This is a genomic window from Mucisphaera sp., assembly GCF_965279675.1.
Classification (GTDB): Bacteria; Planctomycetota; Phycisphaerae; order Phycisphaerales; family Phycisphaeraceae; genus Mucisphaera.
The window spans coordinates 2488528-2514137 of record NZ_CBDIIJ010000002.1; the positions used below are offsets into that span (position 1 = coordinate 2488528).

The window sequence follows — 25610 nt, forward strand, 5'->3', positions numbered from 1 at the left end:
TAAAGCTTAAACCCGATCTTTAGGCGTAATCGTCCGCGTCACCTTAAATGCCCGGTTACCTCGATACTGCCCCAGATGACCGATGAACTTCCGCCGCCCGCCGATCTCCATCGCTAGCGGCGCCGAAGCCGGTTTCTCACTCAAAACAATGTCCCCCGGTTGCAGATGCTTGAGATCCGAAAGCGACAGCTTCGTCTCCGCCAAAAGCACCCGCACCGGAACCCTCGCCACCTCCAGATGCGTCGCCACTTTCTGACGCACCTCCACGTTCCGCACCGATTTCTTGTAAGCCTCCCACGTCTGATTCGAGAGCTTCTCGATCACCGGCTCAATGACGTTGTAGGGAATACAAAGCGACATCGTCCCCGCGCGCCCACCCATCTTCATCTCAAAACCCACCACCACCACCACCTCGTTAGGCGGGACAATCTGCACCAGCGCCGGGTTTGATTCCGACTCCTCCAGCTTGAACGTCAGATCGATGATGTTCGCCCACGCCTCCCGCATCGCGTCCATGCCCCGGGAGATGATCTTATTCACCAGCCGAAGCTCGATCGCCGTCAACGGCCGCTGCGGAATAAACAGATCCGCATTCGATCCCCCCAGCAACCGATCGATGATCGGATAAATAATCAGCGGCGACAGGTCCAGGCAGATGCTCCCCTCCAACGGCTTGCAACTCAGCAGATTGAAACACGTCGGGTTCGGCAACGAGTGCGTGAACTCCGAAAAAGTCATCTGCTCAATGTCCGAAACCTTCACTTCCACGATCGTCCGCAGGAAACCCGACAACGAAGCCCCGAACCCACGACTGAACACGTCGTGAAGCGTCTCCAACGCCCGCATCTGATCCTTGGACACCCGCTCCGGCCGCTTGAAGTCATACTCCCGAATCTCAAGCGGCTCGGTCGTCATGCCCCCATAACGCCGGGAAAACACCGGCGCCTCAGGACGCTCCTCCTCCGTCTCGACATCCCCGCCCTCAACCGCCGCGAGCAGCGAATCAATCTCATTCTGGTCGAGCATGTCAGTCATGGCGCAGTGACTCCCCATCCCTTATCGGACACCCCCGCCAACCCGCTCCAAACCCGACCCGGCCGTCCCGGAACCCACACCCGCTAAACTCCAGCCATGAACCCCATCCAGAACCCACGCGACGCCCTCGCCAAGATCGGCCACCAACTCCCCGAGCCCGCCGCCGCCGTCGCCAGCTACGTTCCCGCCGCTCGGCACGGTGGCGTCATCTACGTCAGCGGCCAACTCCCCCTCGTCAAAGGCGAACTCACCGCCTCAGGCCCCGTCCCCACCGAAACCGACCTCGAAACCGCCCAGAAAGCCGCCGCGACCTGCATCCTCAACGCCCTCGCCGCCGCCGACGGCCTCCTGCAAGGCGACTGGTCCAGCGTCAAAAGCGCCCTCCGCGTCGCTGTCTTCGTCAACAGCGATCCCAGCTTCAACCAGCATCATCTCATCGCCAACGGCGCCAGCGACCTCCTCGTCGAGGCATTTGGCGACGCCGGCAAGCACGCCCGAGCCGCTGTCGGCGTCCCCGGACTGCCCCTCGGAGCCGCCGTCGAAGTCGAACTCTGGCTCGCAGAAGCCTCCCGAACCTAACCCCACCCCACACCCCGGCTTGACGCTGAGCCGACAGCCCCGGACACTGACCAGATACAGATTCGCACAGCCCCACCGGCACAGTCGCAAAGCCGGGGCCTATCAGGAGTTGACACGATATGGCACGAGGTCAAGACACCGGGGCAACAGCCGTCGCCATCGGCGCCGCCATCTTCGCCGTGATCTTCGGCATCCTCGCTCTGGTCTTCTACACCCAGCTCAGCGGGGCCAACCAGACCGCCCAGTCCGCCACGGAAGAACTCAACGAGTTCGTCAGCCGTGGCGAGCAATCCTCGCCCGAAGTCGGTGTCTACCGCGAACGCGCCACCAGAGGCCAGACCGTCGTCGGCGTCATGCTCGACGAGATCCAGCAACTCCGGGCCATGATCGGCGTCGATGCCGCCCTCCCCCTCGAAGACGTACAAGAACAGGTCGAAACCGCCGGCGACAGCTCCCTTCTACGCACCCTCACCCAGACACGCAATGCGCTTAACCGAGCTGAGGCACAAACCCGCTCCAAAGACCAGGCCCTCACCACCGCTCAGGAAGACCTCGCCGAATCACAGGCCGAACTCGCCCGCGTCCGCGAACGCTTCAATCAGGCAGCCACCCAGATCCTCGGCCAGTTCGAACAACTCGCCACCGCCTATACCAGCTCCATGCAACGCATGGAAGGCGCCGAGGACCGCTTCTCCGACCTCCTCACCAGCCTCCGCCGCGACAAGGATCAGGAGATCCGTGACCAGCAGGGCACCATTCAGGACCTCGACCAGCAGACCCGCAACCTCCAGCGTCGTCTCGACCAGGTCCTTGCCCAGCTCCAGGGCGGCGGCGTCCTGAACCAGGTCATCAACCCCGACGCCCAGATCGTCGCCATCGCCGACGAGAACAACCAGGTCTTCATCAACCTAGGCAACAACGACCGACTCCAGCTCGGCCTCACCTTCGAAGTCTTCCCCAAGGGCGAACTCATCCGCACCGATAGCGAAGGACAGGTCCGCGGCATCGGAACCATCGAAGTCATCTCCATCGAACCCAACACCGCCGTCTGCCGCATCGTTCGACTCGAACGCGGAGCCGTCATCTCCGAGAGTGATTCCGTCGTCAACGTCGCCTACGACCAGGACCGCAACGTCAACTTCTACGTCTTTGGCCGCTACGACTTTACCGACCCTGGCAACCCCTCCCAGGCCGACCGAGCCCGCGTCGAGGGCATGGTCACACGCTGGGGCGGAACCCTCGCCGACGAGCTCACCTTCGAAGTCGACTACCTCGTGTTAGGCGTCGCCCCCGTCCGCCCCGCTCCGCTGCCCCCGACGGTCATCGACCCCGTCCTCATCGAACAGCACGCCCAGGCCATCGCCGCCGCCAACGATTACGAGCGACTCATCGCCGAGGCACAGGCCCTCTCGATCCCCATCCTCAACCAGAACCGCTTCCTCGCCCTCGTCGGCTACTACGAGCGCTAAGCCCCCGGCCATCGCCGCCAGACGCCACGGCCTATGGCCCGTAACAAAAAGCCCAACCCGCTCCTCGACCGCGTCGTCTACACCGCCGCACGAGCCGTCTCCGCAACCATCAGCTGCTTCGATCCCGATGGCAACGCCGAACTCGCCGCTATCCTCGGCCAGGCCCTCGCCACCATCGATCGCAAACACCTCATCCGATCCAGCGACCACCTCCGCCTCGCGTTCCCCGACTGGCCCGAAGAGCGCATCCACAAAACCGCTCGCCAGACCTTCGAGCACCTCGTGCTCCTCGCCTTCGAAGCCCTCCAGACACCCCACGTCGTCACCCAGCAAACCTGGCGCCACCGCATCGAACCCGACGGCCTCGGCCCCGGACTCCGCGTCCTCACCTCCGGCCGCCCCTCCATCCTCGTCACCGGCCACCTCGGTAACTGGGAAGTCATCGGCTACGCCCTCGGCCTCTTAGGCTTCCCCATCGCCGCCGTCGCCCGACCCCTCGATAACCCGCTCATCAACCAATGGCTCCTGGGCGTCCGCGAAAAACGCGGCATGCGCGTCATCAACAAACGCGACGCCATGCACCAGCTACAGGACATCATCGAAAACAACGGCTCCGTCGCCTTCGTCGCCGACCAGAACGCCGGCGACCGCGGACAATTCGTCCCCTTCTTCGGACGCCTCGCCAGCCACTACAAATCCATCGGTATGCTCGCCATGAAAAACCGCTGCCCAATCGTCTGCGGCACCGCCTGGCGTATCAACAACCGCTTCCAGTTCCGCCTCGGCGTCCAGGACATCATCGAGCCCGAGGAATGGGAAGCCCAGCCCGACCCCATGCTCTACATCACCGCACGCTACTCGCGAGCTATCGAGGCCATGATCCGAGTCAAGCCCGAGCAGTACTTCTGGATGCACCGCCGCTGGAAAAGCCGCCCGCGACACGAAAAAGCCGGTAAACCCTTTCCCGATAAGCTCAAAGCGAGCCTCGCTCAACTCCCTTGGATGGACGAGTCCAGCCTCAACGCCATCGTCACCGACTCCGAGACCCTCGCCGCCAAAAACCAGGCATGATCACCCCAGCCTGACCCCAGCCACGTCAAAGCCCGTCCACATTGGCAACTTTGTTCCTATGATGACACGATATACCTCCACCCTCAGGGATTCGAGGGGAACAGGGGGGTTACTCAAGGAAACCCAGCCATGGTTGAACAAGACGAACAACTACGCCTCGACGGACGCAAGGTCCTCGTCGTCGACGACGACCCCGAAGTCCGTGCCGCCATCGATCACGCCCTCCAGGCCGAAGGCGCCCTCACCCAGACCTGTGGCGACGGCAACTCCGCCGTCCGCATCTGCGACGCCGATCCACCCGAACTCGTCGTCCTCGACATGATGCTCCCCAAACGCTCCGGCTTCCTCGTGCTCGAGAAGATCAAGCAGCTCGAAGAACCCCCCGTCGTCATCATGTGCACCGCCAACGAAGGCAAACGCCACCAGCAGTACGCTGAAGTCCTGGGCGTCGATGGCTACATCCTCAAGCCCGTCCGCCTCGAACGCCTTATCGCCACCGCCGAGGAACTCCTCGCCAAACGCGACGAGCAGGACTGAGCCCCAAGCACCCGGCCCTCAACCGGCTGCACCGAGGCCACGCCATGACCCAGCGACTGCCGATCAGACACACCCTGCTTTTTCTGATCCCAACTGTCCTCTGCGCCTGTCTCGCCGCCACAGCCACCGCCCAGACCGAGCCCGCCGACAACCCCCAAACCCAGCAAACACCCGAGCCCACCCCCGTCCTCGGCCGCTTCGAGGTCATCCTCATCAACGGCCGCATCATCGAAGCCGACTGGTTCCTCGAAACCGATCAGCACATCGAGCTCGGCATTGGCCCGTCCAAAGCACGCTTCGGGCGCTTCCAGATCCGTGAAATCCGACGCCTCGAACCACCCGAACTCGAGTTCCGCCAGCTACGTCTGCAAATCGACGACAACAACCTCGATGCCCGCTACGACCTCGCCTATCGCTTCTATGAGCAGGGCTACCGTGACATCGCCCTCCCCGAACTCGCCGACCTCCGCGTCCGCTTCCCCGACAGCCACAAGGTCACCGTGCTCTTCGAACTCATCCGCGAGCAGATCGCCGCCGAAGACCGCCTCCGCCGCGAAGAGGCCGCCGAGGCCATCCTCGAACGCAACGTCCCCGACCCGGTCGCGAACGACCCCCACTTCATCCTCACACCCCAGCAGATCAGCCTCCTCCGACTCTGGGAAATGCCCGACGACCTCAGCACCGTCCGCCCACGCGTCCGCGTCCCCCAGGAAGTCCTCGAAGACGTCCTGACCCGCTATACCAACCACCCCGCCTTCCCCACCAGCCGGGCCGCCCGCACCAACATCCGCAAAGGCAACGGATTCGACCAGCTCCAGCTCATCTTCGACCTCGAAGCCCGCGAGGTCTACCACCGCATCGAAGTCCTCTCCGACCCGCCCGCTCTCAAAACCTTCATGGGCGTCCTCCGCCGCGGCTATCACACCCGCTATTTCGTCCGCCACTTCAACGCCCAGACCATCCCCGAACTCCCCCTCGCCCGCACAGGCATCGACCCCGCCCAGGCCTACGCCGACTTCGCCACCCTCGCCGTCACCCGGATCGAAGGCCTCCCGATGTTCGACCGCAAGGACCCCGCCGCCTCGCTCTACCTCCAATGGGGCCTCCCGAGAGAACTCGCCCAGCACCCGGCACCACAGATCCCCCGCTGGCGACCCTACTTCAGCGGGCCTGATGACCGTATCTTCCGCTTCCTGGTCGACTGGATCGACGGTTTCTACGACTTCCCCGGCCTGCCCGACTACGGATTCCCTTGGCCGCCCGACCCGCAGCAGACACCAACCCAACCCCCCACGATAGCACCAGCTCCCTGACCCGCTTTCCCGCCTTCCAGCCTTGCGGTATCTTTAGTGTTATTCTTCCATAGCCCGTGAGGACAAGTCTTTGCGCCCTGCCACCTGCCTCCTGCTGTCATCCGTTCTGATCCTCGCCACCGGCTGCGACCCCGCAGGCGGGCCAGGCGGCGAAGCACGCCAACAAATCGATGAGGTCCTCGTCCTCTTCGAACAGGCCAACGCTGGCTTCATCCCCCAGAACGAACAGCAACCCGGTCTCGCCCTCAAGGACTACCGTCTCGAAAAACTCTTCGAGGCCCGCACCCAACTCACCACCCTCACCCGCGAAGGCACCGAAGACACCCGAGCCCGCGCCCTCCGGCTCCTCTCCGACATCGAAGCCGCCCGCGCTCGCCTCCTCGTCACACAGGCAACCGCCACCTTCGCTGACATCGGCCCGCAAGGCGTCCAGGCCCTCGGCCTGATCGATGCCGCCGAGAAAGCCGCCTCCCGCATCGGCCTCCACAGCGAAAGCCTCGCCCAGGCCGCCGACGACATGGACGCCCAAGCCGCCGAGTTCGAACAGCAGGCGCAGCAGGTCAGCGCCGAACTCGCCACCCACCAGCGCGAACGCGATCGCCTCTCCGCCGAACGCGAACGCGTCCGCTCCGTTTACGAAACCGCCATCGCCAATCAGGTCGACCTCATCAACCGCTCCAGCCTCGTCCAGGGCGACGACCGCTACGAGCTCCTCGAAGAGGCAGCACGCTCCGAACGCAGAGCCAGCCTAGCCACCACCGAGACCGAGCGATTCGACAGCCAGATCTTCACCGTCGAAACCCGACTCGGCCAGGCCCAGGCCAAACTCCGCGGACTCAACGAAACCGCCGCGGCCCTCCGCCAGCGCGCCGCCGCCACCCGCGAAACAGAGTCCGCCCGACAGACGGCCCTCGCCCTCGCTCGCCAGCAGGCCGTCGACGCCGTCGACCAACTTCTCGCAGCCGGCAGCACCTTCACCGAAGCCTACGAAACCACAGTCGAGTCCCAGCTGGCCACCGCCATCGAAGCCGCCGACGAAGCCCTCGGCCACGTCAACCAGTCCAGACGACTCGCCGACCGCGACGCCGCCACCGCCATCGACTTCGAAAGAGTCGCCAAAGGCACCGAACGCGCCCACACCGCCGCCATCCGCGTCAGCACCCTCTCCGACTACGCCGACATCCTCGCTCCCATCAACGACGCCCTCGCACGTCTCGGACAAACCGATCAGCCGGTCGCCGCCGCACTCGCCACCGCCGCCGAACGCATCCAGACCACCACCGACAACGCCGCCGAACCCCTCCAGGCCACCATCGACCTTGCCAACCAGCTCGCCGAACGCTTCGACGAAACCACCCGCGAAGGCCGCCTCATCCGCCGCCAGATCGCCCGCCTCGAAGCCTACGTTGACCAGCTCGGCTTCTGACGCCTCCTCATCTGTTCAAGCCCTCTCCCAGCCTGAGCTGGCCCTCAAGTCAGTCCTAGGCCCAATAGCTGTCACCTGTGACCAGCAGAAAGCTGTCGCGCGTCCTCAGCAAACACCCCAAACCCTCCAAACCGCCCACTAAACCGCAAGCCTGACGGTTTCTGCGATTTGCTTCAGAATAATCTGGTAGATATTGAAAATTCATGGTAGACTATGGACGATCGGTTTCACGGAGAGTCAACATGCCCCCAACCGCAGCCATCGCCAACCTGCCCCGCGACCAGGTCGAAAAACTGGTCCGGCAGGCACTCCGTGAACGCTGGCAAGCCCCCGCCAGCCCACAGGCACCCGCCGACCCCAACGCCGAAAACCCACTCGTCGTCAACGTCTCCGCCCGGCACGTCCACGTCACCCAGGCCGACCTCGAAACCCTCTTCGGACCGGGCAGCAAACTCACCGTCCTCAAAAACCTCTACCAGCAAGGCGAGTTCGCCTCCGAGCAAACCGTCAACCTCATCGGCCCCCGCAACCGCATGATCCCAAACGTCCGCATCCTCGGACCCACCCGCGACTACACCCAGGTCGAACTCTCCTACACCGACGGCATCTTCCTCGGCATCGACCTCCCACTCCGCATCTCCGGCAACCACGAAGGCACGCCAGGCGGTGTCCTCGTCGGACCCCACGGTGCCGTCAACCTCGACCGCGGCATCGTCCGCGCCCAGCGACACGTCCACATGAGCCCCGCCGACGCCAAACGACACAACGTCAGCGACGGCGACAAGATGAAACTCAGAATCGACGGACCCTGTGGCGTCACGCTCGACAACCTCGTCGTCCGCGTCCACCCAAGGGTCAAACTCGAAGTCCACATCGATACCGACGAAGGCAACGCCTGTCACCTCGCCTCTGCCACACACATGGAACTGATCAGAGACTAATCACCAACCAACGCGGGCTAACACCCGCACATTCGGAGAACCATCATGGCCCAGTCAGCCCTAGGCATGCTCGAATCCAAAGGATTCGCCGCTCTCATCGAATCATCCGACGCCATGCTCAAAGCAGCCAACGTCGAAATGATCGGTTGGGACAAGTGCGGATCCGGCCTCGTCACCACCTTCATCACCGGCGACGTCGCCGCCGTTAAGGCCGCCATCGATGCCGGAGCCGCAGCCGGCGCCCGCGTCGGGCAGATCGTCTCCGTCCACGTCATCCCCCGACCCCACGATGAACTCGCCGCCGTCGTCCCCGCCGCCAAGAAGTCAACCGCCCGCAAATAAACCAACAGCCAAACCAAACGTCTGCAGGAGACAAACCATGCCCGCCATCGGCATTCTCGAAACCAAAGGACAAACCGGCCTCATCCAGGGCACCGACGCCATGCTCAAGGCCGCCGACGTCAAGCTCAGCAAGTCCATCTCCATCGGCGGCGCCTACATCACCGTGCTCGTCACCGGCGACGTCGGCTCCGTCAAGGCCGCTGTCGACGCCGGAGCCGAAGCCGCAGGAGCCGTAGGCGAACTCGTCGCCGCACACGTCATCCCGCGACCCCACGACCAGCTCATCAGCAGCCTCTGACCAACAACCCTGACACCACACCCAGGCAAACCATGATCGTCCTCGTCGCCAATCTCGGCTCCACCAGCCTCAAGCTCAAGCTCTACGACGCGAGCAAGAGCGGCGACACCACCGCGCTAGCTTCCGCCGCTGCAGACCGCATCGGTCAGGGAGCCAGCAACTGGTCCACATCGGTCGAACTCGACAAACAGTCAGGCACGGCCGACTTCGACGATCACCAAACCGCCGCCGCCCACCTGCTCAAGCAGGTCCAGTCCCTGGGCGGGCCCGCCACCAAAGCCATCGACGCCATCGGTTTCAAGGCCGTCCATGGCGGGCCCATCTCCGGCGCTGTCCGCGTCGATGAGAACGTCATCGCCACGATGCAGCAGTTCGCCGATGTCGCACCCGCCCACAATCCGCCCTACATCAAGGCCATGCAAGCCTTCGCCGAACTCCTCCCACAAGCCGAACAGGTCGCCGCCTTCGAAACCGCCTTCCACCAGACCATCCCCACGGCACGACAGGTCTACGCCATCCCCCACGAATGGATCGACAAAGGCATCCGTCGCTACGGCTTCCACGGTGCCTCCAACGCCTACATCGCTCGAAGGATGAAACACCTCCGCCCGAACGCCCGACGCATCATCAACCTCCACCTCGGGGGGTCCTGCTCCGCCTGCGCCATCCTCGACGGCCAAAGCGTCGCCCACTCCATGGGCACCACCCCGCAAACCGGCATCTTCCACGCCAACCGCGTCGGCGAGTTCGACACCTACGCCCTCCTCAAACTCCAGTCCCTCGGCGTCTCCGCCAAGGACGCCCTCGAACGACTCGCCAAAGAAGGGGGGCTCCTCGGTCTCTCAGGCATCAGCGCCGACCTCCGCGAGATCGAAACCGCCGCCGCCCAGGGCAACGCCCAGGCCCAACTCGCCATCGACGCCTTCGTCGAAGCATGCCGCCACTACCTCGGGGCCTACGCCGTCGCTCTCGCCGGCGTCGATGCACTCGTCTTCACCGCCGGCATCGGACAGCACGCCGCCGCCATACGCAGTGCTATCTGCAAAGACCTCGCCTTCCTCGGCATCACCCTCGACGAAGACAAAAACAGCCAAGCCCCCGGCAACGAAGAAACCAGAATCTCCACCGACCACAGCCCCGTCGAAGCATGGGTCATCCCCACCGACGAAGAACAGATCGTCGCACAGCAAGCCGTAGAAGTCCTCGCCGCCTGACCGCGGCACATCATGAATCACCCGAACCGCCCAACGGCCGTTCACAACCAGGAGCCCGTCATGGCCCAGCAATCCATCGGCACCATCGAAACCAAAGGCATCGTCCCCGCCGTCGAAGCACTCGACGCAGCCCTCAAAGCCGCCAACGTCACCTTCCTCCGCCAGGACAAGCCCGGCAGCGGACTCGTCGCCACCACCGTCGAAGGCGATGTCGCAGCCGTCAAAGCCGCTGTCGAAGCCGGTGCAGAAGCCGCCCGCCGCGTAGGCGAAGTCGTCTCCGTCAACGTCATCGCACGACCCCACGAAGACGTCCTCAAGATCTGATCCCGACGAACCGGCCACCCGAACCGACCCCACACGGAGACCCACCATGTTCTTGGGACGCGTGCAAGGCCAGATCGTCTCGACCGTCAAAGACCCGGCGCTCAAGGGCGCCCGGCTCGCGATCGTCGAGCCCCTCAAGGTCAACTACGACAACGACAAACTCGCCGCCAACGCCGCCTCCGCCAACGGACGCTTCGAGGTCACCGGCCGAGCCATCGTCGCCATCGACCACCTCGGCGCCGCCACCGGCCAGACCGTCCTCGTCACCCAGGGCTCCAGCGCCCGCATGGCCGAGGGCTGCGACAAGATGCCCACCGACGCCGTCATCGTTGGCGTCATCGACCGCGCATCCATCGCAGGCACCGATATCGAAGTCTCCGCCCCCACCAAGCCAGCCACGAAAGCTAGACGCTAACCAACCGCGTAAGCCTGAGCACCACACATGCCCCAAGCCGAACTCATCCAAAGCGTCGTCGCCGAAGTGCTCCGCCAGATGCAGACCGCTGGACACGCCCCATCCGCGACCGCATCCGTCCCCGCCGGCACCGACGGTATCTTCACCGAGGTCGAAGCCGCCGTCGTCGCCGCCGAACACGCCCAGCAGCAACTGGCCGCCGCCTCCCTCAAAACCCGCCAGGCCATCTGCGACCTCATCAAGTCCCTCGCCAGCCAGCACGCAGCCAACTGGGGAGAGTTCGAACTCAACGAAACCAAAGTCGGCCGCCTCGATCACAAGATCGCCAAACTCGAACTCCTCCAAAGCGTCCCCGCCGTCGAGTTCCTCCAAACCCCCGCCCACTCCGGCGACGACGGCATCACCCTCGACGAAGCCGCGCCCTGGGGCCTCATAGGCGTCATCACCCCCGTCACCCACTCCATCCCGACCATGTCAGCCAACGCCATCAACATGATCGCCGCCGGCAACGCCCTGGTCGTCAACCCCCACCCCTCCGGAGCCGAGTCCGCCGCACTCGCCGCCAAAACCTACAACCAGGCCATCAAGCAGCAGCACGGCATCGACGCCCTCATCTGCGTCCTCAACCCGCCCACCCTCCGCACCGCCGAAGAAATCTTCGCACACCCACGCATCCCCCTCCTCGTCGCAACAGGCGGGCCCGCCGTCGCCAAGGCCGCAGCCAAACAACCCAAGCGCGCCATCGTCGCCGGCCCCGGTAACCCGCCCGTCGTCGTCGACAGCTCCGCCGACCTCGACAACGCAGCCCGCTCGATCATCGCCGGCGGCTCCTTCGACAACAATCTCCTCTGCATCGGCGAAAAAGAAGTCTTCGTCGTCGCCGACGTTTTCGATCAGATGATGCATGCCATGCTCCGCGCTGGAGCCGCTCGCCTGACCGCACCACAGATCGAAGCCCTCACCCAGGCCGCCATGACCTTCCACGACGACCACTGGGTCCCCCGAAAAGAGTTCGTCGGCGCCGACGCCACCAAACTCGCCCAGGCCGCCGGCATCACCGTCCCCCAAGGCACCGACCTGCTCTTCGGCGAAACCCCCGCCGATCACCCCTTCGTCCCCACCGAGCAGATGATGCCCTTCATCCCCTTTGTCCGCTGCCGCGACTTCGACAAAGCCCTCGAGCTCGCCATCGAAAACGAACACGGCTTCGGACACACCGCCATCATCCACGCCAACAACCTCGAAAAAATCACCCGCATGGGACAAGCAGTCAACACCACCATCTTCGTCGTCAACGGCCCCTGTACCGCCGGACTCGGCATCGGCGGCGAGGGCTACCCCAGCTACTCCATCGCCACGCCCTCAGGCGAAGGCATCACCAGCCCGCTCACCTTCACCCGCTTCCGCCGCATGAGCATCAGCGGGTCACTCCGAATGACCTGACCAACCAAAGAGGAACCCAAACACCATGCAGCGAGCCGTCGTCCAGGGCAGAGCCACCAGCACCGCGAAGCACCCATCGCTCGCCGGCTGCAAGTTGCTCATTGCCCAGATGCTCGGTGCAAACCTGAAACCCGAAGGCGACCCCGTCATCATCCTCGACCAGCACGGAGCAGGCCTGGGCGACCACGTCATGCTCACCTCCGACGGCCAGGGCCTCCGCGAACTCCTCGACAGCAACCAGAGCCCCGCCCGATGGTGGACCCTCGGCATCATCGACCACAACGACTAAACCATGCCACCCATCGATCCCCAACTCGTCCAACAGATCGCCCAGCAGGTCCTGCGCGCGATGAGACAGAACGGGACCCCCCCGGCACCCGCGCCCATCAACCCACCCCTCGGCCAGTGCCCCGGAGCAGGCGAACTCCCGGACACCCCCACACGCCCACAGCCCGCCACCCCTGTCACCACCTCCATCCAGGCACAAGTCCCCGAAATCCTCCCCCTCCCAGCCACACCCGTGCTCGACGGCCTCATCACCGCCAACCAACTCGACGACGCCATCGCCAGCTCACCCGATGGCAACATCATCCTCGCCCCCACCGCCCGCCTCACACCCCTCGCCCAGGACCGCACCCGCCGCGAGCCCCATCGCTTCCAGCGAACCCAGACCGCTCAACCTCACGCAGCCACGCTCGCCACCATCAACCACGGCCAGCCCTGGCTCTGGTGGACCTGCGGGCGCTGCCCCGCCGTCCAGCGCGTCACCGAAGAACGCCGCCAGCGACTCCTCCCCATCGCCGCACCCCGCGAACCCATCGCACTACCGGTCGTCCTCCGCGACCTCAGCAACGCCATCGAGTCAGGCCGCGCAGCAGGGGGGATCCTCTTCGTCGCCTCCGCCGCCAAACCACTCTGCCTGGCCAACCGCCTCCGACCCCTCCGCGCCGTCCACGCCCACTGCGAAGCCGCCCTCCGCCAGGGCATCCGCGACGTCGGCGCTAACGTCCTGATCCTCGAGTTCCCCTTCCTCGACCACGACCGGATGGCCGCCCACACCGACCAGATCCTCGCATCGTCACCCGCCATCCCCCCCGCGATCGCGCACGCCCTCCTCACCGTCGAAGGAGCCCGCGCATGAAGATCGCCCGCGTCATCGGAACACTCACCCTCGGCAAGCGCCTTCCCGAACTCGCCGCCGGCCAGCTCCTGATCGCCGAAGCCCTCGACGCCCACGCCCTCGCCGGCCTCAGCGACCACGCGCCCCGCAGCACACCCATGCCCCAGTCCCTCGTCGTCTTCGACGCCCTCAACGCAGGACTCGGCGCCACCATCGCCGTCACCGAAGGCCCCGAAGCCTCCGTCCCCTTCCGGCCCAACCGCGTCCCCGTCGACGCCTACAACGCCGCCATCCTCGACAACATCGAATGGCACCCCAATCCAACGAAATAAACCAAAGCGATAGAGAAGAAAGCAGTCAACATGAACCAACCACTCTGGCAACTCAAGAAACACATGTGCGACATCGGCCACCGCATCTGGCACCGAGGCTTCTGCGCCGGCAACGAAGGCAACCACTCGGTCCGCATCTCCGAAGACCGCGTCCTCTGCACACCCACCGGCATCAGCAAAGGCTTCCTCGAACCCGACGACCTCTGCGTCGTCGACCTCGAAGGCAACCAGGTCGAGCCCAACCCCAAAGGACGCAAACGCACCAGCGAAGTCCTGGTCCATCTCGCCATCTACAAGAAGCAACCCAAGATCAAAGCGGTCATCCACTCTCACCCACCCCACGCCGTCGCCTTCTGCCTCGCCAACATCCCGCTACCCGAAGGCATCCACCCCGAGGCCGAAGTCTTTCTCGGCCGCACCATCTTCGCCAACTACGCCACGCCAGGCGGACCCGACCTCCCCGCCAGCTTCATCGAACGTATCACCGAGCAGACCACCACCATCCTCATGGCCAACCACGGCTCGGTCTCCCTCGGCGAAGACATCACCGACGCCTACTACAAACTCGAAATCCTCGATAACTACTGCAAGCAGCTGATCCTCGCCAAGCAACTCGGCCAGGTCAACGTCCTCAACACCCAGCAGATGGTCGAACTCCTCAAAGTCAAAGAACGCTTCGGTTTCAAGGACGACCGACTCTCCTGCGCCACCGATGGCTGCGTCGGCGTCGAGAACGAACCCTTCCTCACCACCTTTGGCGTCCAGCCCATGTCCGCCCACGCAAACGACCAAGGCAACGTCAACCACACACCCGCCACAGTACCCATCAACGAAGCCGAATTCGAACAACTCGTCCAGTCCATCACCAATCAGATCGTCGCAGGCAACAAGTAACCAGCACGCAACGACGAAAGACAAGCCATGCCACTTAACGTAGCCATCATCGGCGGCGCAGGACGCGTCGGATCCAACGCAGCCTATGCCCTCCAATGCGGCGGCGTCGTCCGAGACATCACCCTCGTCGATGTCGACCACGAAACCGCTCAGGGCGAAGCCCTCGACCTGCTCCACGGCGCCTCCATCGCCGCCGACCAACGCATCAAGGCCGTCGAACTCCCCCAGGCCGCCAACGCCGACATCGTCTGCATCACCGCCGGCTCACGACGCAAACCCGATGAGTCCCGCCTCGACCTCATCAATCGCAACGTCTCCATCTTCAAAAACATCCTCGACGGCCTCCGCACCGCCGGACTCTCCCGCGACGCCATCATCTTCGTCGTCTCCAACCCCGTCGACATCCTCACCCGCCTCGCCATCGAACACCTCGACTGGAACCCCAACCGCGTCCTCGGACTCGGCACCGTCCTCGACACCGCCCGCTTCCGATCCATGATCGCCGACGCCAAAGACCTCCCGCCCACCCAGGTCAAAGCCCTCATCCTCGGCGAGCACGGCGACACCATGACCCCCATCTGGTCCTCAGCCACCGCCGGCGGACTCGCCCTCACCGAATTACTCTCCACCAACGAACAGCAAAACCTCTTCGAGCGCACCAAAGGCTCCGGAGCCGAAGTCATCCGCCGCAAAGGCGGAGCCGGCTACGCCGTTGGCCTCTCCATCCTCGAGGTCATCCACAGCATCGCCCTCGACCAGCGAAAGATCCTCCCCGTCTCCACACGCATGACCGGCCAATACGGCCTCCACCACGCCTGCCTCTCCATCCCCACCATCGTCGGCCGCGAAGGCATCCTCGGCTACCACCAGCCCAAGCTCTGGCCCAAGGAACAATCCGGCCTCAAAAGCTCCGAGGCCTCCCTCAACCAGACCTTCGCCCAACTCGCCTAGAATCGAGCACACGTGCGCAGGCAACCCACATGCTGATACTCGAACGACAGCGACAACTCATCGAGTTCCTCAACGAACGAGGCAGCGCCGATCTGGAAACCCTCTCCAGCCAACTCGACGTCTCCGTCTCAACCGTCCGCCGCGATCTCGACCGACTCGCCGATCAGGGACTCGTCCAACGCACCCATGGCGGAGCCGTCACCACCAGACCCAACGCGCCCGCCGCCGCCAACGGCCAGACCACCGCCTTCGCCGCCCGCATGGCCGACAACACCGCCGCCAAGCAGGCCATCGGCGCAGCCGCCGCCAAACTCATCCAACCCAACATGACCCTCCTCATGGACGCCGGCTCCACCGTCGTCTACGCAGCCCAGCAGATCCAGGTCCGCCCCATCCAGATCGCAACCACCTCCCTCGCCATCGCCCAGCACTTCGCCAACGACGATCAGGTCGAAATCACCGTCGTAGGCGGAAAGCTCTACCCCCGAACCTCCGCCATGGTCGGCCCCCTTGCCCGAGAAGCCCTCCGCGACCTCTACGCCGACCTCTGCTTCCTCTCACTCGCTGCCATCGACCAGAACGCCGGCTACAACCTCAACCTCGAACAAACCCAGGTCGAACAGGCCATGATGCAGCAGGCCGAAAAAACCGTACTCCTCATGGACGCCAGCAAGTTCGGCCGCCGATCCCTCGTCAAAGTCGCCGACACCGACCGCTTCGACCAGATCATCACCGACCCCGGCATCGACCCCATCTGGCCCACACAACTAGCCGATCAACTCACCATCGCCTGAACGATTGATGCCGGTGCCATACTTTGTCCCGACGCCAGTCGGAGCAATCTGTGCCGATCAATAACAAACATAGGTGGCTGTGGTGCGCTCCGCTCGCCACAGAACCAACGAGCCCGTCCCAATCACTCCCCAGCTTCATCCAACTGCAACCCCGCCAACGCCGTCGAGGGCTCCGTCGCAAACTCAAACACCTTATCCAACCCAGTCGCGATAAACACCGCCCACACCGAGTCAGGCGGTGCCGCCAGCCGCAGTTTGCTGTCATGATCCGCCACCACCTTTCGCAGCCGAAGCAGCTGCGACAGATTCGACGAGTTCAGATGACTCACGCCCGACATGTCCAGCACCACATGAGGCACAGCCTCACACTTCTGCAATCGAACATGAAGGGTATCCAGAACTTCCACAAAGCTCGGGTCATCACTTAATGTGACCAGCCAGATACCCGCTGACCATTCCTGAATCGACATAAGGCCAAATCGCCTTTCAGCTAATCACGACGAAGTCTGGCTCTCATCACTACCAGACTCAGACGCATCACCACCATCCTGGTCCTCAGCGATCGCAGCCACCGAAGTCACCATATCCTCACCCTTGATCGTGATCACACGCACGCCCTGCGTCGCACGACCCGTCTGACGAATCGTGCCCGCCTGCACACGCACAATCATCCCGCCCTGCGTGATCAGCATCAGCGAGTCACCCTCCGACACCAGCTTCAACGCCGACACCGGCCCGTTACGACCCGCCGTCACGATATCCCGACGCCCCTTGCCGCCCCGCGACTGCGGACGAGCCCCACCCTCAGCCTGCACCAGATACTCACTCGTAGGCGTGCGCTTCCCATACCCACGCTCCGTGATCGTCAGCAGATCCGACTCCTGACCCTCCGGTATCCGCAGCATCCCCACCACCGCATCACCGGCAGCCAGGTCGATCCCCTTCACACCCGACGCAGCTCGCCCCATCACACGCACATCCGATTCCGGAAAACGAATCGACATCCCGCTTGTTGTCCCAAGCAGCACGTGATCCGAACCACTCGTCCAAGTCACACCGATCAGCTCATCGTCGTCACGCAGATTCAACGCGATGATCCCCGCACTATTGACGTTCCGATAGTCCTTGAGCGCCGTCCGCTTCACCAGACCATGCTTGGTCCCAAACAGCAGGAAGTGCTCACCCTTCTCAAAATCCGAGATCGGCATGAACTCGCACACCCGCTCATCCTGCCGAAGATTCAGCAGATTGATGATCGCCGTCCCCCGCGATGTCCGCGACGCCTCCGGGATCGAATACACCTTGATCCGAAACACCCGACCACGATCCGTAAAACAAAGCAGATCGTCGTGCGTCGACGACACAAAAACGTGCTCGGTAAAGTCACCCTCCCGCGACTTCGCACCGATCACACCCTTACCCCCACGACCCTGCACCCGGTACTCATCCACCGGCAGCCGCTTCGCATACCCCGCATGCGTGATCGTCACCGCCACCTGCTCAACAGGCGTCAGCTCCGCTAGGTTCAGATCCCCCGCCTCGCCCTCCTGAATCTCCGTCCGACGCTCATCCGCATACTTCGCCTTGAGCTCCGCCGTCTCATCCTTCACGATCTGCGAAACCTTCGCCGGATCAGCCAGGATCCCCTCATACTCCTCGATCTGAGCCACCAGCTTCGCGTAGTTCGCCACCAGCTGGTCAATCTCCAGACCCACCAACTGAATCAGCTGCAACCGACCGATCGCCTCGGCCTGCAAACGCGTCAGCGCCACCGCGTTCTCCGCCGAAGCAGCCAACAACCGATCCGGAATCTTCGGCGCGTAAGCATGGTCCGCCGGAATCCGGAACCCACGCGTCATCAGCTTCTGAATCGCCTCCTCACGCGTCTGGCTCTCACGAATCAGCCGAATCACCTCATCGATGTCGCACACCGCATAGATCAGACCCTCGATCCGATGCGCTTCCTGCTGAGCCTGCTGCAACCGATACGCCGTCCGCCGACGAATCACATCACGACGGTGATCGATGTAGTGATTCAACAGCTCAGGCAGACTCAGCGTCCGCGGCTGACCCTTCACCAACGCGATGGAAATAATGCTGAACGTCGACTGCAAAGGCGTCAATCGATAAAGCTGATTCTCCACCGCCGTCGGATCCGCACCCCGCTTGAGCTCAATCACCAGCCGCATCCCCGCGCGATTCGACGACTCATCCACCACATTCGCGATGTCCGTCAGCTTGTCCGCACGAATCTGCTGCTTGATCTTCTCCACCACCCCGTCGTTCTTCGACACCTGATAAGGCAGCTCACGAACCACCAGCAGCTCACGACCCCGAGCCGTCGTCTCCTGCTCGATCTTCGCCCGCACCGTGATCCGCCCACGACCCGTCGCGTAAGCCTCCGCAATCCCCCGACGCCCACAGATGATCCCACCCGTCGGGAAATCAGGACCCGGCACAAGCTCCATCAACTCACGCAACTCGATATCCGGCTCATCCACCATCCGCGTGATCGCATCGCAGATCTCACCCAGATGATGAGGCGGCATCGAGCACGCCATCCCCACCGCGATCCCAACCGATCCGTTGACAAGCAGGTTCGGAAAACGCGCCGGCAGATACCGCGGCTCGTCCACCGTCTCATCAAAGTTCGCCTGCCAGTCAACCGTGTCCAGCTTCAGATCGTCCAGCAACTCCATCGCATGACGATGCAGACGGGCCTCCGTGTAACGCATCGCGGCAGGGGGGTCCGGGTCGATCGAACCAAAGTTCCCCTGCTTGTCGACCAGCAGATAACGCGTCTTCCACTCCTGCGCCATGTTCACCAGCGTCGGGTAGATCGCCTGATCCCCGTGCGGGTGATACTTCTTCATCGTCTCCCCCACGATGCCCGCGCACTTCGAGTGCTTCCGCCCAGGTGACAGATTCAGATCATTCATCGCCACCAGAATCCGACGCTGCGACGGCTTCAAACCATCCCGTACATCAGGCAGCGCCCGATCCACAATCGTCGACATCGCATACGTCAGATACGAATCCGCCAACTCCCGCTCAATCGCCAGATCCTGCGTCCGCCCACCCGCATCAGGGGTTGCATCATCCATGTCCGACGCAGCATTGGGGTCCTGTGGCATATCCGTCATGGTCTTCGATCACATCCAGTTTCTGGTTGACTCTATCCCGATCCGGGCCCCGTCGGCCCCAAGCCACGAAGCCCCCAAATGCGGCCAGCCAGCCGCTCCAAGCCTCCCCCAAACACCCTGTCCCGCAAACCCCCATTCTACCTCCACCGCCCCTTCCCCGCTTGCAAACCCACCCCCTCCCCGCTCCCACTAAAGCCACCATGGACAAGCCAGAAAAACCCATACCCAATCCCCATCCACCGCTATCATGCCCGTCCGCTAAACCCAACCCCTAGCGACGGAGCCCCACATGGAAGCCGGCATCGTCGGACTGCCCAACGTCGGCAAGTCCACCCTCTTCAACGCCCTCACCGCCGCTGGCATCGCCAGCGAAAACTACCCCTTCTGCACCATCGAGCCCAACGTCGGCGTCGTCCCCGTCCCCGATCCCCGACTCGCTCGCATCGAAACCCACATCAAGACCCAGAAGGTCATCCCCGCCGCCCTCCGCCTCGTCGACATCGCCGGCATCGTCCAAGGTGCCTCCGAAGGCGAAGGCCTCGGCAACAAGTTCCTCTCCCACATCCGCAATGTCGACGCCATCCTCCAGGTCGTCCGCTGCTTCGAAGACCCCGACATCACCCACGTCGACGGCAAGATCGACCCCATCCGCGACATTGACACCATCGCCACCGAGCTCCTCCTCGCCGACCTCCAGACCGTCGAGTCCAGCAAAGACAAGGCCGCCCGCACCGCCCGCTCAGGCGACAAGGAAGCCAAAGCCCGCCTCGAACTCCTCGCCAGATGCCAGGAAGCCCTCAACAACAGCAAACCCGTCCGCACCCTCGACCTCGACCCCGACGAGCAGAAACTCCTCCGCTCCTTCGGCCTCATCACCGCCAAACCCATCCTCTTCATCGCCAACGTCGACGACGCCGACCCCACCGGCGGTGGCCCCCTCGTCCAACAGGTCCGCGACTGGGCCAAAGACCACGGCGCCGCCGGCAACGTCGTCCCCGTCTGCGCCAAACTCGAATCCGAACTCGCCGAGCTCGACGATGAAGACCGCCAGGAACTCCTCGAAGCCTCAGGCCTCGAAGAACCCGCCCTCGCCGTCCTCGCCCGAGCCGCCTACCAGCTCCTCGGCCTCCAGTCCTACTTCACCGCCGGCGAAAAAGAAATCCGCGCCTGGACCATCCCCATCGGAGCCTCCGCACCCCAGGCCGCAGGCGTCATCCACTCCGACTTCGAACGCGGCTTCATCCGCGCCGAGGTCTACACCGTCGACGACCTCGACCAGCTCAAGTCCGAAAAAGCCATCCGCGAAGCCGGCAAACTCCGCGTCGAAGGCAAGGGCTACACCATGCAGGACGGTGACGTCGTCCACTTCCTCTTCAACGTATAGCTATCTCCAGGCAACCCGGTCGCGACGCGGCCGGGCCCACCACCAACAACCTCGGGTGGCTGTGGGCGCGTGGTACATCCGCCGCAGGAGGGTTGCGTGCCCACAGAACCAATCATTCTCTCCCCGTCCGCCTACCACCACACTTCAGCGTCGTGCCCACCTATCACCGAACACTGTGAAACTAGGCAACCCTTCCCACCTGTAACCCCCCAAACCCGCCAACATTCAGCTCTCCGACCATCCATAGTCACCCTTCTCTCAACCATGCGCAAACTCCCATCCGGAGACCAGCCGCATGTCCCACACACCCGTCGAATCCTGGTGGACCCCCGATCAACGCGACGCCATGCTGCGCGACCTGCTCCACATGCTCAAAACCGCCGGCCCCCTCGACAACGACCAGCTCGCCCGGGCCTGCGTCCCTATCGATGAACTCGTAGGCTCCATCCCCGCCACCGAGCGCCGTCGACGCGCCGAGGCCATGACCAATGCCCTCATCGAATACCTCGAAGACCAGAACGACCTCAAGCTCCTCGAACCCACCGCCAAACTCTGGCACCAGTCCATCGAACGCGCCCGAGCCCTCCTCCGCTGGCGTGAACTCCCACCCGTCGTCGCCCGCCTCGCCATCCTCCACGCCGACACCCTCATCCGCTACGCCCTCCGACACAATTACGTCACGCGCTACGACCTCCCCACCGGACCCGTCTGGCGACTCTCCGCCCACGGCCATCAGGCTCTCAACGACCTTTCCCAAAAACTCACCTCACCCGCACCCTAAGCCCGGCCGCGACGCGGCCGTGGCCATCACCAACCAACTGAATCCCTACTCCCCACCCTCCAAAGCCCCACCCGTCTCCACCCACCGCTCCACCCCGCCCCGATAGTCATACACGTCATCGATCTCGTATGCCATCAGCCGCTTCGCCGCCGCCGGCACCCGATCATCCTCCCAACCCGACCCGTAAACCACCACCACATCCGCCCCCTCAAGCGACCGATCAAAACGCTGCAACGAAGGCAGCGGCTTGTTCACCGCGCCCGGCAGATGGCCCGCTGCAAACTCACCAGCCGACCGCACATCCACCAGCATCACCACCCGATCCTCATCCGCCAGCCACGCCCGCACCGAATCCACCCCCACCACTCGTAGCCGCTCATCGCTGATCCCCGAATAGCACCCCGCCAACCCCACCATCAGCACACACAACACCCTAGCCCTTATCGCCACGAACCCGCTATGCCAACTCAAGATCCTCATACAAAGCTCCAAGCGTCCGGTGCACCCGCTCCTGATGAGCCGCCTCGCCAGGCGTCCCGTTCCAAAGAATAACCGCCGCCAACCCGTTAGGCGGGTCCGCAAACGCCGAAGACGACTGATTCCCCGAATGACCAAACGTGTACTGGCTCGCATAAGGCCCATACCCGTAAGGCACCACCTCCTTGCCGTACTCCTTCGAGTCCAGAATAAACCCCAGCCCCCAGTCCATCGTCGCCTTGAACGTGTGATCAAACAGCTTCACCCGATGACGCGCCGTGAACAGCTCGACCGTCTCATCCTCCAGAATCCGCACCCCGTCCAGCTCCCCACCGTTCCGCAACGCCTCATAGAACCGCAGCAGCTCCCGCGCCGGCCCGCACCCATTGCTCGCCGGCGAACAACCCGTCAAAAACGCCTCGCCCGTCCAGGCCCGATCCGCCCCGCCATCCCGCCAAGCCTTCTTCGACGTGTCCGGCACCACCGCGAGCCGCCCACGCAGGCCCTGATAAACCTCCACCGGCATCCCGACATAACTGTCCATCATGCCTAGCGGTTCAAACAGATGACTGCGTACATAGTCAGGAAATGATTGACCACTTACCCGCTGCACCAACTCCCCCAACACAAACCAGCCGGTCGTGATGTGATACCCCGCCTTCTCACCCGGCACCCAGTCCGGCTCCAGCCGGGCATCACACACCGCCGCCAGTATCGTCGCCCAGTCGTCCCTCGGAAACTCATACGGCGCCGCCCGAAACCCGCCCGTGTGCGTCAGCACATGCCGAACCGTCACCCCCTCCTTGCCCCGTGTCCCGAACTCCGGCACATAACTCGCCACCGGCTCATCCAGATCGATCCGCCCCAGCTCCCAGAGCTGCGCGATGGCCACCGCCGCCACCGCCTTCGTCGCCGACAGCCACGGCAAAACCCCATCCAGCCGCATCGCTGCCCCGGGCCGCAACTCCCCGAAACCCGCCTCGATCACTTCCCCATCACCCACCGACACCGCCACTTGAGCGCCCAGGTGCAGGCCCTTCTCGATCCCCTCTTCAATCACCATCCCGAGCCGCGCGAGGCCCGACGAAGCCGGCATCAACTCGCGCCAACCACCGCAAGACTCACATACTTCTGATTGCTCACCCGCGACTCGAACTCGTCCCAGAACTTGTTCACGATCGTCCGCACCGCCCAGTTCGCACCATCCGCCAAACCGCAGATCGTCGTCCCGGGCATCGAACCCATCGAACTCGCCAGCTCAAGCAGCAGGTCCAGGTCACGGGTCGTCCCGTCACCCTCCTCGATCCGCTTCAGCATCCGGTACATCCAGTTCGTGCCCTCACGACAAGGCGTGCACTGCCCGCAACTCTCATGCGAGTAGAACCGCACAATGTTCCGAAGCACCTGAACCATGTCGGTGTCTTCATCCATCACCACCACGCCCGCCGTCCCCAGACCCAGACACGCATACTTCTTCCCGATATCGAAATCGAGCACCGCGTCGTACTGGTCCGTCCCCAGCACCCCCATCGAGATCCCACCCGGAATCGCCGCCTTGAATTTCTTGCCGTGACGCATCCCCTGAGCGTGATGCTCGATCAGATACGACAGCTTGATCCCAAGCTCATCCTCGTAAACCTCCGGTCGCGCGACATGGCCCGAAATCCCGTACAGCTTCGGCCCGAAACTCGCCGGCACCGTAGGCGGCGCACCCTCAGCACGCCCCACACCCATCGACTTGAACCAGTTCGGCCCCTCAGCCCCACGCTCCATGATCGGCACCACCGTCGCCAGCGTCTCGACGTTGTTGATGATCGTCGGACGACCAAAAGCACCCGCCACCGCCGGGAAGGGTGGCTTGATCCGCGGCCAGCCGCGCTTGCCCTCCAGCGACTCCAGGAGCCCCGTCTCTTCACCGCAGATGTACGCCCCCGCCCCACGATGCAGGTGAAGCTCCGGCCACCGGTCGTTGATCTTCCCCATCCGGCTGTCAGGCCCGAACACCCCGCCCTCATAGGCCTCGCGAATCGCCTTCTCAAACGCCTCGCGATGACGGTGATACTCACCACGAATGTAAAAGTAAGCCGTGTCCAAACGACAGGCGTGCATGCAGATCGCAATCCCCTCGATCACAATCTGAGGGTCAAACTCAATCAGCAACTGGTCCTTGAACGTCCCAGGCTCTGACTCGTCCGCATTGATCGCCAGGTACCGACGCTCGCCATCCTCAGGCGGCAAAAACCCCCACTTCATCCCCGCCGGGAAACCCGCACCCCCACGCCCGCGAAGCTCCGAAGCCTTGACCAACTCGATGACTTCCTTCGGCTCCATGGATAGAGCCGTCTCCAACCCCCGGTAACCACCCGTCTCCACGTATCGCTCATAGCTGATGTAAGCACGATCCTTCGGGTCACCCCAGGGCGGGGTAGGAACACGCTTAAACAACACGGGTTCGGCTAACGGCATAGTTCGTATCTCTCAAAGGCAGACGGCCACAGCCCAGGAGGGCGGCAAAGTCTAGGCAATCTGAGGGGGCTCGTCGCGATCAGAAGAAGGGTTTTTCTGATTATCGCCTCCCTTTGTCCGGATTTCAACCTCCTCGATCGTCACCCGACGCACCCGCTGCACCCGTTCCCCTTCACTAAGTCCTTCTTCAGAAACAGTTTCAGACCTCGAATCCTGCGTTTCCGACGCCCGATCCGGCTTCTCCCGCAGACCCTCCGCCACGTGATGAACCGCCAGCCCCGCGTTCCGACAAAGACGCTCAAACCACCCCAAAGCCGTCACTCCCATCAGTCGAGGCTGTCGACGATCGCGTCCAGGTTCTCAGGTGTCAGGTTCTCGTGCAGCACCTCATTCACCAACGCACACGGCGCGGTCCCGCACGAGCCCAGACACTCGACCTTCATCAGCGTGAACTTCCCATCCTCCGTCGTCTCACCCACGCCGATCCCCAGCTTCGCTTCCAGCTTCTCCGTCAGCCCCGGCTCACCCATGATCTCGCACGAAATCGACTGGCACACCCAGAACACGTACTTGCCCTTCGGCTCCAGCCAGAACTCTTCGTAGAACGTCGCCGTGTCCAGCACCGTCGACGACTCGAGCTCCAGAAAATCCGCCACTTCTTCAATGACCTGCTTCGGCAGCCACCCCACCCGATGCTGCATCGCATGGAGCACAGGCAGCGTCGCCGCCTGCCGCGTCGGATACCGCGTCAGCACTTCCGACTCCAGCTTCGCCTTCAGCTCATCATCCAGATAGGGCTCCGGACGCCTCGCGATCTTCTCTGTTGCCGAGTTCTTCGTAATCCAAGCCATGGCATTCCTC

The 25610-nt window shown here is 63.5% G+C and carries 29 protein-coding genes; 21 read left to right on the forward strand and 8 right to left on the reverse strand.

Annotated elements, in window-relative coordinates; translation table 11 throughout:
• Positions 1-6 precede the first annotated feature (6 nt).
• Positions 7-1035, reverse strand: a complete 1029-nt coding sequence (fliM, locus tag ACQZAB_RS10680; RefSeq protein ID WP_428389503.1) for a flagellar motor switch protein FliM — start codon at positions 1033-1035, stop codon at positions 7-9.
• A gap of 96 nt (positions 1036-1131) precedes the next feature.
• On the opposite strand from fliM, the gene ACQZAB_RS10685 reads away from it, so the two are divergent.
• The 19 genes from ACQZAB_RS10685 to ACQZAB_RS10775 all read left to right on the forward strand — a co-directional run bounded on the left by ACQZAB_RS10685 (position 1132) and on the right by ACQZAB_RS10775 (position 16498).
• The gene (locus ACQZAB_RS10685; protein ID WP_428389504.1) at positions 1132-1614 is read left to right on the forward strand and encodes a RidA family protein; all 483 of its coding nucleotides are present in this window, start codon (positions 1132-1134) and stop codon (positions 1612-1614) included.
• Between the two features lie 119 nt (positions 1615-1733).
• Positions 1734-3083, forward strand: coding sequence for a hypothetical protein (locus ACQZAB_RS10690; protein WP_428389505.1), 1350 nt, complete (start codon positions 1734-1736; stop codon positions 3081-3083).
• Positions 3084-3116: 33 nt separating this feature from the next.
• Positions 3117-4154: a lysophospholipid acyltransferase family protein gene (locus tag ACQZAB_RS10695; RefSeq protein WP_428389506.1), complete on the forward strand. Its 1038-nt coding sequence runs from the start codon at positions 3117-3119 to the stop codon at positions 4152-4154.
• 129 nt (positions 4155-4283) lie between these two features.
• Positions 4284-4691, forward strand: coding sequence for a response regulator (locus tag ACQZAB_RS10700; RefSeq protein ID WP_428389507.1), 408 nt, complete (start codon positions 4284-4286; stop codon positions 4689-4691).
• 44 nt (positions 4692-4735) lie between these two features.
• Entirely contained in the window at positions 4736-6004 is a 1269-nt protein-coding gene (locus tag ACQZAB_RS10705; protein ID WP_428389508.1) for a hypothetical protein, read from the forward strand.
• A 70-nt stretch (positions 6005-6074) separates the two neighbouring features.
• Positions 6075-7430, forward strand: a complete 1356-nt coding sequence (locus tag ACQZAB_RS10710; protein WP_428389509.1) for a hypothetical protein — start codon at positions 6075-6077, stop codon at positions 7428-7430.
• 242 nt (positions 7431-7672) lie between these two features.
• Complete coding sequence (pduL, locus tag ACQZAB_RS10715; RefSeq protein WP_428389510.1) at positions 7673-8371, forward strand: phosphate propanoyltransferase; 699 nt, start codon at positions 7673-7675, stop codon at positions 8369-8371.
• Between the two features lie 45 nt (positions 8372-8416).
• Entirely contained in the window at positions 8417-8713 is a 297-nt protein-coding gene (locus ACQZAB_RS10720) for a BMC domain-containing protein (RefSeq protein WP_428389511.1), read from the forward strand.
• Between the two features lie 37 nt (positions 8714-8750).
• Positions 8751-9011, forward strand: a complete 261-nt coding sequence (locus ACQZAB_RS10725) for a BMC domain-containing protein (RefSeq protein ID WP_428389512.1) — start codon at positions 8751-8753, stop codon at positions 9009-9011.
• Between the two features lie 32 nt (positions 9012-9043).
• The gene (locus ACQZAB_RS10730; RefSeq protein WP_428389513.1) at positions 9044-10225 is read left to right on the forward strand and encodes an acetate/propionate family kinase; all 1182 of its coding nucleotides are present in this window, start codon (positions 9044-9046) and stop codon (positions 10223-10225) included.
• Between the two features lie 60 nt (positions 10226-10285).
• Positions 10286-10549: a BMC domain-containing protein gene (locus ACQZAB_RS10735; protein ID WP_428389514.1), complete on the forward strand. Its 264-nt coding sequence runs from the start codon at positions 10286-10288 to the stop codon at positions 10547-10549.
• 46 nt (positions 10550-10595) lie between these two features.
• A complete protein-coding gene (locus ACQZAB_RS10740; RefSeq protein WP_428389515.1) occupies positions 10596-10964 on the forward strand; it encodes a EutN/CcmL family microcompartment protein in 369 nt (122 codons plus the stop codon).
• A gap of 27 nt (positions 10965-10991) precedes the next feature.
• Entirely contained in the window at positions 10992-12407 is a 1416-nt protein-coding gene (locus ACQZAB_RS10745) for an aldehyde dehydrogenase family protein (RefSeq protein WP_428389516.1), read from the forward strand.
• Positions 12408-12432: 25 nt separating this feature from the next.
• Positions 12433-12696: a EutN/CcmL family microcompartment protein gene (locus ACQZAB_RS10750; protein WP_428389517.1), complete on the forward strand. Its 264-nt coding sequence runs from the start codon at positions 12433-12435 to the stop codon at positions 12694-12696.
• Between the two features lie 3 nt (positions 12697-12699).
• Positions 12700-13548, forward strand: a complete 849-nt coding sequence (locus ACQZAB_RS10755) for a hypothetical protein (protein ID WP_428389518.1) — start codon at positions 12700-12702, stop codon at positions 13546-13548.
• Entirely contained in the window at positions 13545-13859 is a 315-nt protein-coding gene (locus ACQZAB_RS10760) for a EutN/CcmL family microcompartment protein (RefSeq protein ID WP_428389519.1), read from the forward strand. The genes ACQZAB_RS10755 and ACQZAB_RS10760 overlap by 4 nt, the downstream gene beginning before the upstream one ends.
• 30 nt (positions 13860-13889) lie before the next feature.
• Entirely contained in the window at positions 13890-14753 is an 864-nt protein-coding gene (locus ACQZAB_RS10765) for a class II aldolase/adducin family protein (protein WP_428389520.1), read from the forward strand.
• A gap of 27 nt (positions 14754-14780) precedes the next feature.
• Positions 14781-15704, forward strand: coding sequence for a lactate/malate dehydrogenase family protein (locus ACQZAB_RS10770; RefSeq protein ID WP_428389521.1), 924 nt, complete (start codon positions 14781-14783; stop codon positions 15702-15704).
• Between the two features lie 29 nt (positions 15705-15733).
• Positions 15734-16498: a DeoR/GlpR family DNA-binding transcription regulator gene (locus ACQZAB_RS10775; protein WP_428389522.1), complete on the forward strand. Its 765-nt coding sequence runs from the start codon at positions 15734-15736 to the stop codon at positions 16496-16498.
• A 122-nt stretch (positions 16499-16620) separates the two neighbouring features.
• Here ACQZAB_RS10775 and ACQZAB_RS10780 read toward each other — a convergent pair whose 3' ends face one another.
• On the reverse strand, positions 16621-16968 hold the full coding sequence (locus tag ACQZAB_RS10780) for an STAS domain-containing protein (protein WP_428389523.1): 348 nt from the start codon (positions 16966-16968) through the stop codon (positions 16621-16623).
• A gap of 24 nt (positions 16969-16992) precedes the next feature.
• Entirely contained in the window at positions 16993-19632 is a 2640-nt protein-coding gene (gene gyrA, locus ACQZAB_RS10785) for a DNA gyrase subunit A (RefSeq protein WP_428389524.1), read from the reverse strand.
• Positions 19633-19930: 298 nt separating this feature from the next.
• Between gyrA and ychF the strand changes: the two genes are divergently transcribed.
• Both ychF and ACQZAB_RS10795 read left to right on the forward strand, forming a co-directional pair.
• Positions 19931-21025: a redox-regulated ATPase YchF gene (ychF, locus tag ACQZAB_RS10790; RefSeq protein WP_428389525.1), complete on the forward strand. Its 1095-nt coding sequence runs from the start codon at positions 19931-19933 to the stop codon at positions 21023-21025.
• A gap of 295 nt (positions 21026-21320) precedes the next feature.
• A complete protein-coding gene (locus tag ACQZAB_RS10795) occupies positions 21321-21806 on the forward strand; it encodes a hypothetical protein (RefSeq protein WP_428389526.1) in 486 nt (161 codons plus the stop codon).
• A gap of 45 nt (positions 21807-21851) precedes the next feature.
• Here ACQZAB_RS10795 and ACQZAB_RS10800 read toward each other — a convergent pair whose 3' ends face one another.
• Genes ACQZAB_RS10800 through nuoE form a run of 5 tightly spaced genes read right to left on the reverse strand, consistent with a single transcriptional unit; the run spans position 21852 to position 25600 of the window.
• The gene (locus ACQZAB_RS10800; protein WP_428389527.1) at positions 21852-22286 is read right to left on the reverse strand and encodes a rhodanese-like domain-containing protein; all 435 of its coding nucleotides are present in this window, start codon (positions 22284-22286) and stop codon (positions 21852-21854) included.
• On the reverse strand, positions 22264-23379 hold the full coding sequence (locus ACQZAB_RS10805; RefSeq protein WP_428389528.1) for a serine hydrolase domain-containing protein: 1116 nt from the start codon (positions 23377-23379) through the stop codon (positions 22264-22266). The genes ACQZAB_RS10800 and ACQZAB_RS10805 overlap by 23 nt, the downstream gene beginning before the upstream one ends.
• Positions 23379-24749: an NADH-quinone oxidoreductase subunit NuoF gene (nuoF, locus tag ACQZAB_RS10810; RefSeq protein WP_428389529.1), complete on the reverse strand. Its 1371-nt coding sequence runs from the start codon at positions 24747-24749 to the stop codon at positions 23379-23381. Before nuoF ends, ACQZAB_RS10805 begins: the two co-directional genes overlap by 1 nt.
• Before the next feature lie 51 nt (positions 24750-24800).
• Positions 24801-25076, reverse strand: a complete 276-nt coding sequence (locus ACQZAB_RS10815; RefSeq protein WP_428389530.1) for a hypothetical protein — start codon at positions 25074-25076, stop codon at positions 24801-24803.
• Positions 25076-25600 carry an NADH-quinone oxidoreductase subunit NuoE gene (nuoE, locus tag ACQZAB_RS10820; protein WP_428389531.1) on the reverse strand — a complete coding sequence of 175 codons (525 nt, stop codon included), beginning with the start codon at positions 25598-25600 and terminating at the stop codon, positions 25076-25078. Before nuoE ends, ACQZAB_RS10815 begins: the two co-directional genes overlap by 1 nt.
• Between the last annotated feature and the right edge of the window lie 10 nt (positions 25601-25610).

What these genes read in the sequence shown, in the direction of transcription:
- fliM (WP_428389503.1), bottom strand. Translation starts at nt 1,035, where the DNA reads ATGACTGACATGCTCGACCAGAATGAGATTGATTCGCTGCTCGCGGCG.
- ACQZAB_RS10685 (WP_428389504.1), top strand. Translation starts at nt 1,132, where the DNA reads ATGAACCCCATCCAGAACCCACGCGACGCCCTCGCCAAGATCGGCCAC.
- ACQZAB_RS10690 (WP_428389505.1), top strand. Translation starts at nt 1,734, where the DNA reads ATGGCACGAGGTCAAGACACCGGGGCAACAGCCGTCGCCATCGGCGCC.
- ACQZAB_RS10695 (WP_428389506.1), top strand. Translation starts at nt 3,117, where the DNA reads ATGGCCCGTAACAAAAAGCCCAACCCGCTCCTCGACCGCGTCGTCTAC.
- ACQZAB_RS10700 (WP_428389507.1), top strand. Translation starts at nt 4,284, where the DNA reads ATGGTTGAACAAGACGAACAACTACGCCTCGACGGACGCAAGGTCCTC.
- ACQZAB_RS10705 (WP_428389508.1), top strand. Translation starts at nt 4,736, where the DNA reads ATGACCCAGCGACTGCCGATCAGACACACCCTGCTTTTTCTGATCCCA.
- pduL (WP_428389510.1), top strand. Translation starts at nt 7,673, where the DNA reads ATGCCCCCAACCGCAGCCATCGCCAACCTGCCCCGCGACCAGGTCGAA.
- ACQZAB_RS10720 (WP_428389511.1), top strand. Translation starts at nt 8,417, where the DNA reads ATGGCCCAGTCAGCCCTAGGCATGCTCGAATCCAAAGGATTCGCCGCT.
- ACQZAB_RS10725 (WP_428389512.1), top strand. Translation starts at nt 8,751, where the DNA reads ATGCCCGCCATCGGCATTCTCGAAACCAAAGGACAAACCGGCCTCATC.
- ACQZAB_RS10730 (WP_428389513.1), top strand. Translation starts at nt 9,044, where the DNA reads ATGATCGTCCTCGTCGCCAATCTCGGCTCCACCAGCCTCAAGCTCAAG.
- ACQZAB_RS10735 (WP_428389514.1), top strand. Translation starts at nt 10,286, where the DNA reads ATGGCCCAGCAATCCATCGGCACCATCGAAACCAAAGGCATCGTCCCC.
- ACQZAB_RS10740 (WP_428389515.1), top strand. Translation starts at nt 10,596, where the DNA reads ATGTTCTTGGGACGCGTGCAAGGCCAGATCGTCTCGACCGTCAAAGAC.
- ACQZAB_RS10745 (WP_428389516.1), top strand. Translation starts at nt 10,992, where the DNA reads ATGCCCCAAGCCGAACTCATCCAAAGCGTCGTCGCCGAAGTGCTCCGC.
- ACQZAB_RS10750 (WP_428389517.1), top strand. Translation starts at nt 12,433, where the DNA reads ATGCAGCGAGCCGTCGTCCAGGGCAGAGCCACCAGCACCGCGAAGCAC.
- ACQZAB_RS10755 (WP_428389518.1), top strand. Translation starts at nt 12,700, where the DNA reads ATGCCACCCATCGATCCCCAACTCGTCCAACAGATCGCCCAGCAGGTC.
- ACQZAB_RS10760 (WP_428389519.1), top strand. Translation starts at nt 13,545, where the DNA reads ATGAAGATCGCCCGCGTCATCGGAACACTCACCCTCGGCAAGCGCCTT.
- ACQZAB_RS10765 (WP_428389520.1), top strand. Translation starts at nt 13,890, where the DNA reads ATGAACCAACCACTCTGGCAACTCAAGAAACACATGTGCGACATCGGC.
- ACQZAB_RS10770 (WP_428389521.1), top strand. Translation starts at nt 14,781, where the DNA reads ATGCCACTTAACGTAGCCATCATCGGCGGCGCAGGACGCGTCGGATCC.
- ACQZAB_RS10775 (WP_428389522.1), top strand. Translation starts at nt 15,734, where the DNA reads ATGCTGATACTCGAACGACAGCGACAACTCATCGAGTTCCTCAACGAA.
- ACQZAB_RS10780 (WP_428389523.1), bottom strand. Translation starts at nt 16,968, where the DNA reads ATGTCGATTCAGGAATGGTCAGCGGGTATCTGGCTGGTCACATTAAGT.
- gyrA (WP_428389524.1), bottom strand. Translation starts at nt 19,632, where the DNA reads ATGCCACAGGACCCCAATGCTGCGTCGGACATGGATGATGCAACCCCT.
- ychF (WP_428389525.1), top strand. Translation starts at nt 19,931, where the DNA reads ATGGAAGCCGGCATCGTCGGACTGCCCAACGTCGGCAAGTCCACCCTC.
- ACQZAB_RS10795 (WP_428389526.1), top strand. Translation starts at nt 21,321, where the DNA reads ATGTCCCACACACCCGTCGAATCCTGGTGGACCCCCGATCAACGCGAC.
- ACQZAB_RS10800 (WP_428389527.1), bottom strand. Translation starts at nt 22,286, where the DNA reads ATGAGGATCTTGAGTTGGCATAGCGGGTTCGTGGCGATAAGGGCTAGG.
- ACQZAB_RS10805 (WP_428389528.1), bottom strand. Translation starts at nt 23,379, where the DNA reads ATGCCGGCTTCGTCGGGCCTCGCGCGGCTCGGGATGGTGATTGAAGAG.
- nuoF (WP_428389529.1), bottom strand. Translation starts at nt 24,749, where the DNA reads ATGCCGTTAGCCGAACCCGTGTTGTTTAAGCGTGTTCCTACCCCGCCC.
- ACQZAB_RS10815 (WP_428389530.1), bottom strand. Translation starts at nt 25,076, where the DNA reads ATGGGAGTGACGGCTTTGGGGTGGTTTGAGCGTCTTTGTCGGAACGCG.
- nuoE (WP_428389531.1), bottom strand. Translation starts at nt 25,600, where the DNA reads ATGGCTTGGATTACGAAGAACTCGGCAACAGAGAAGATCGCGAGGCGT.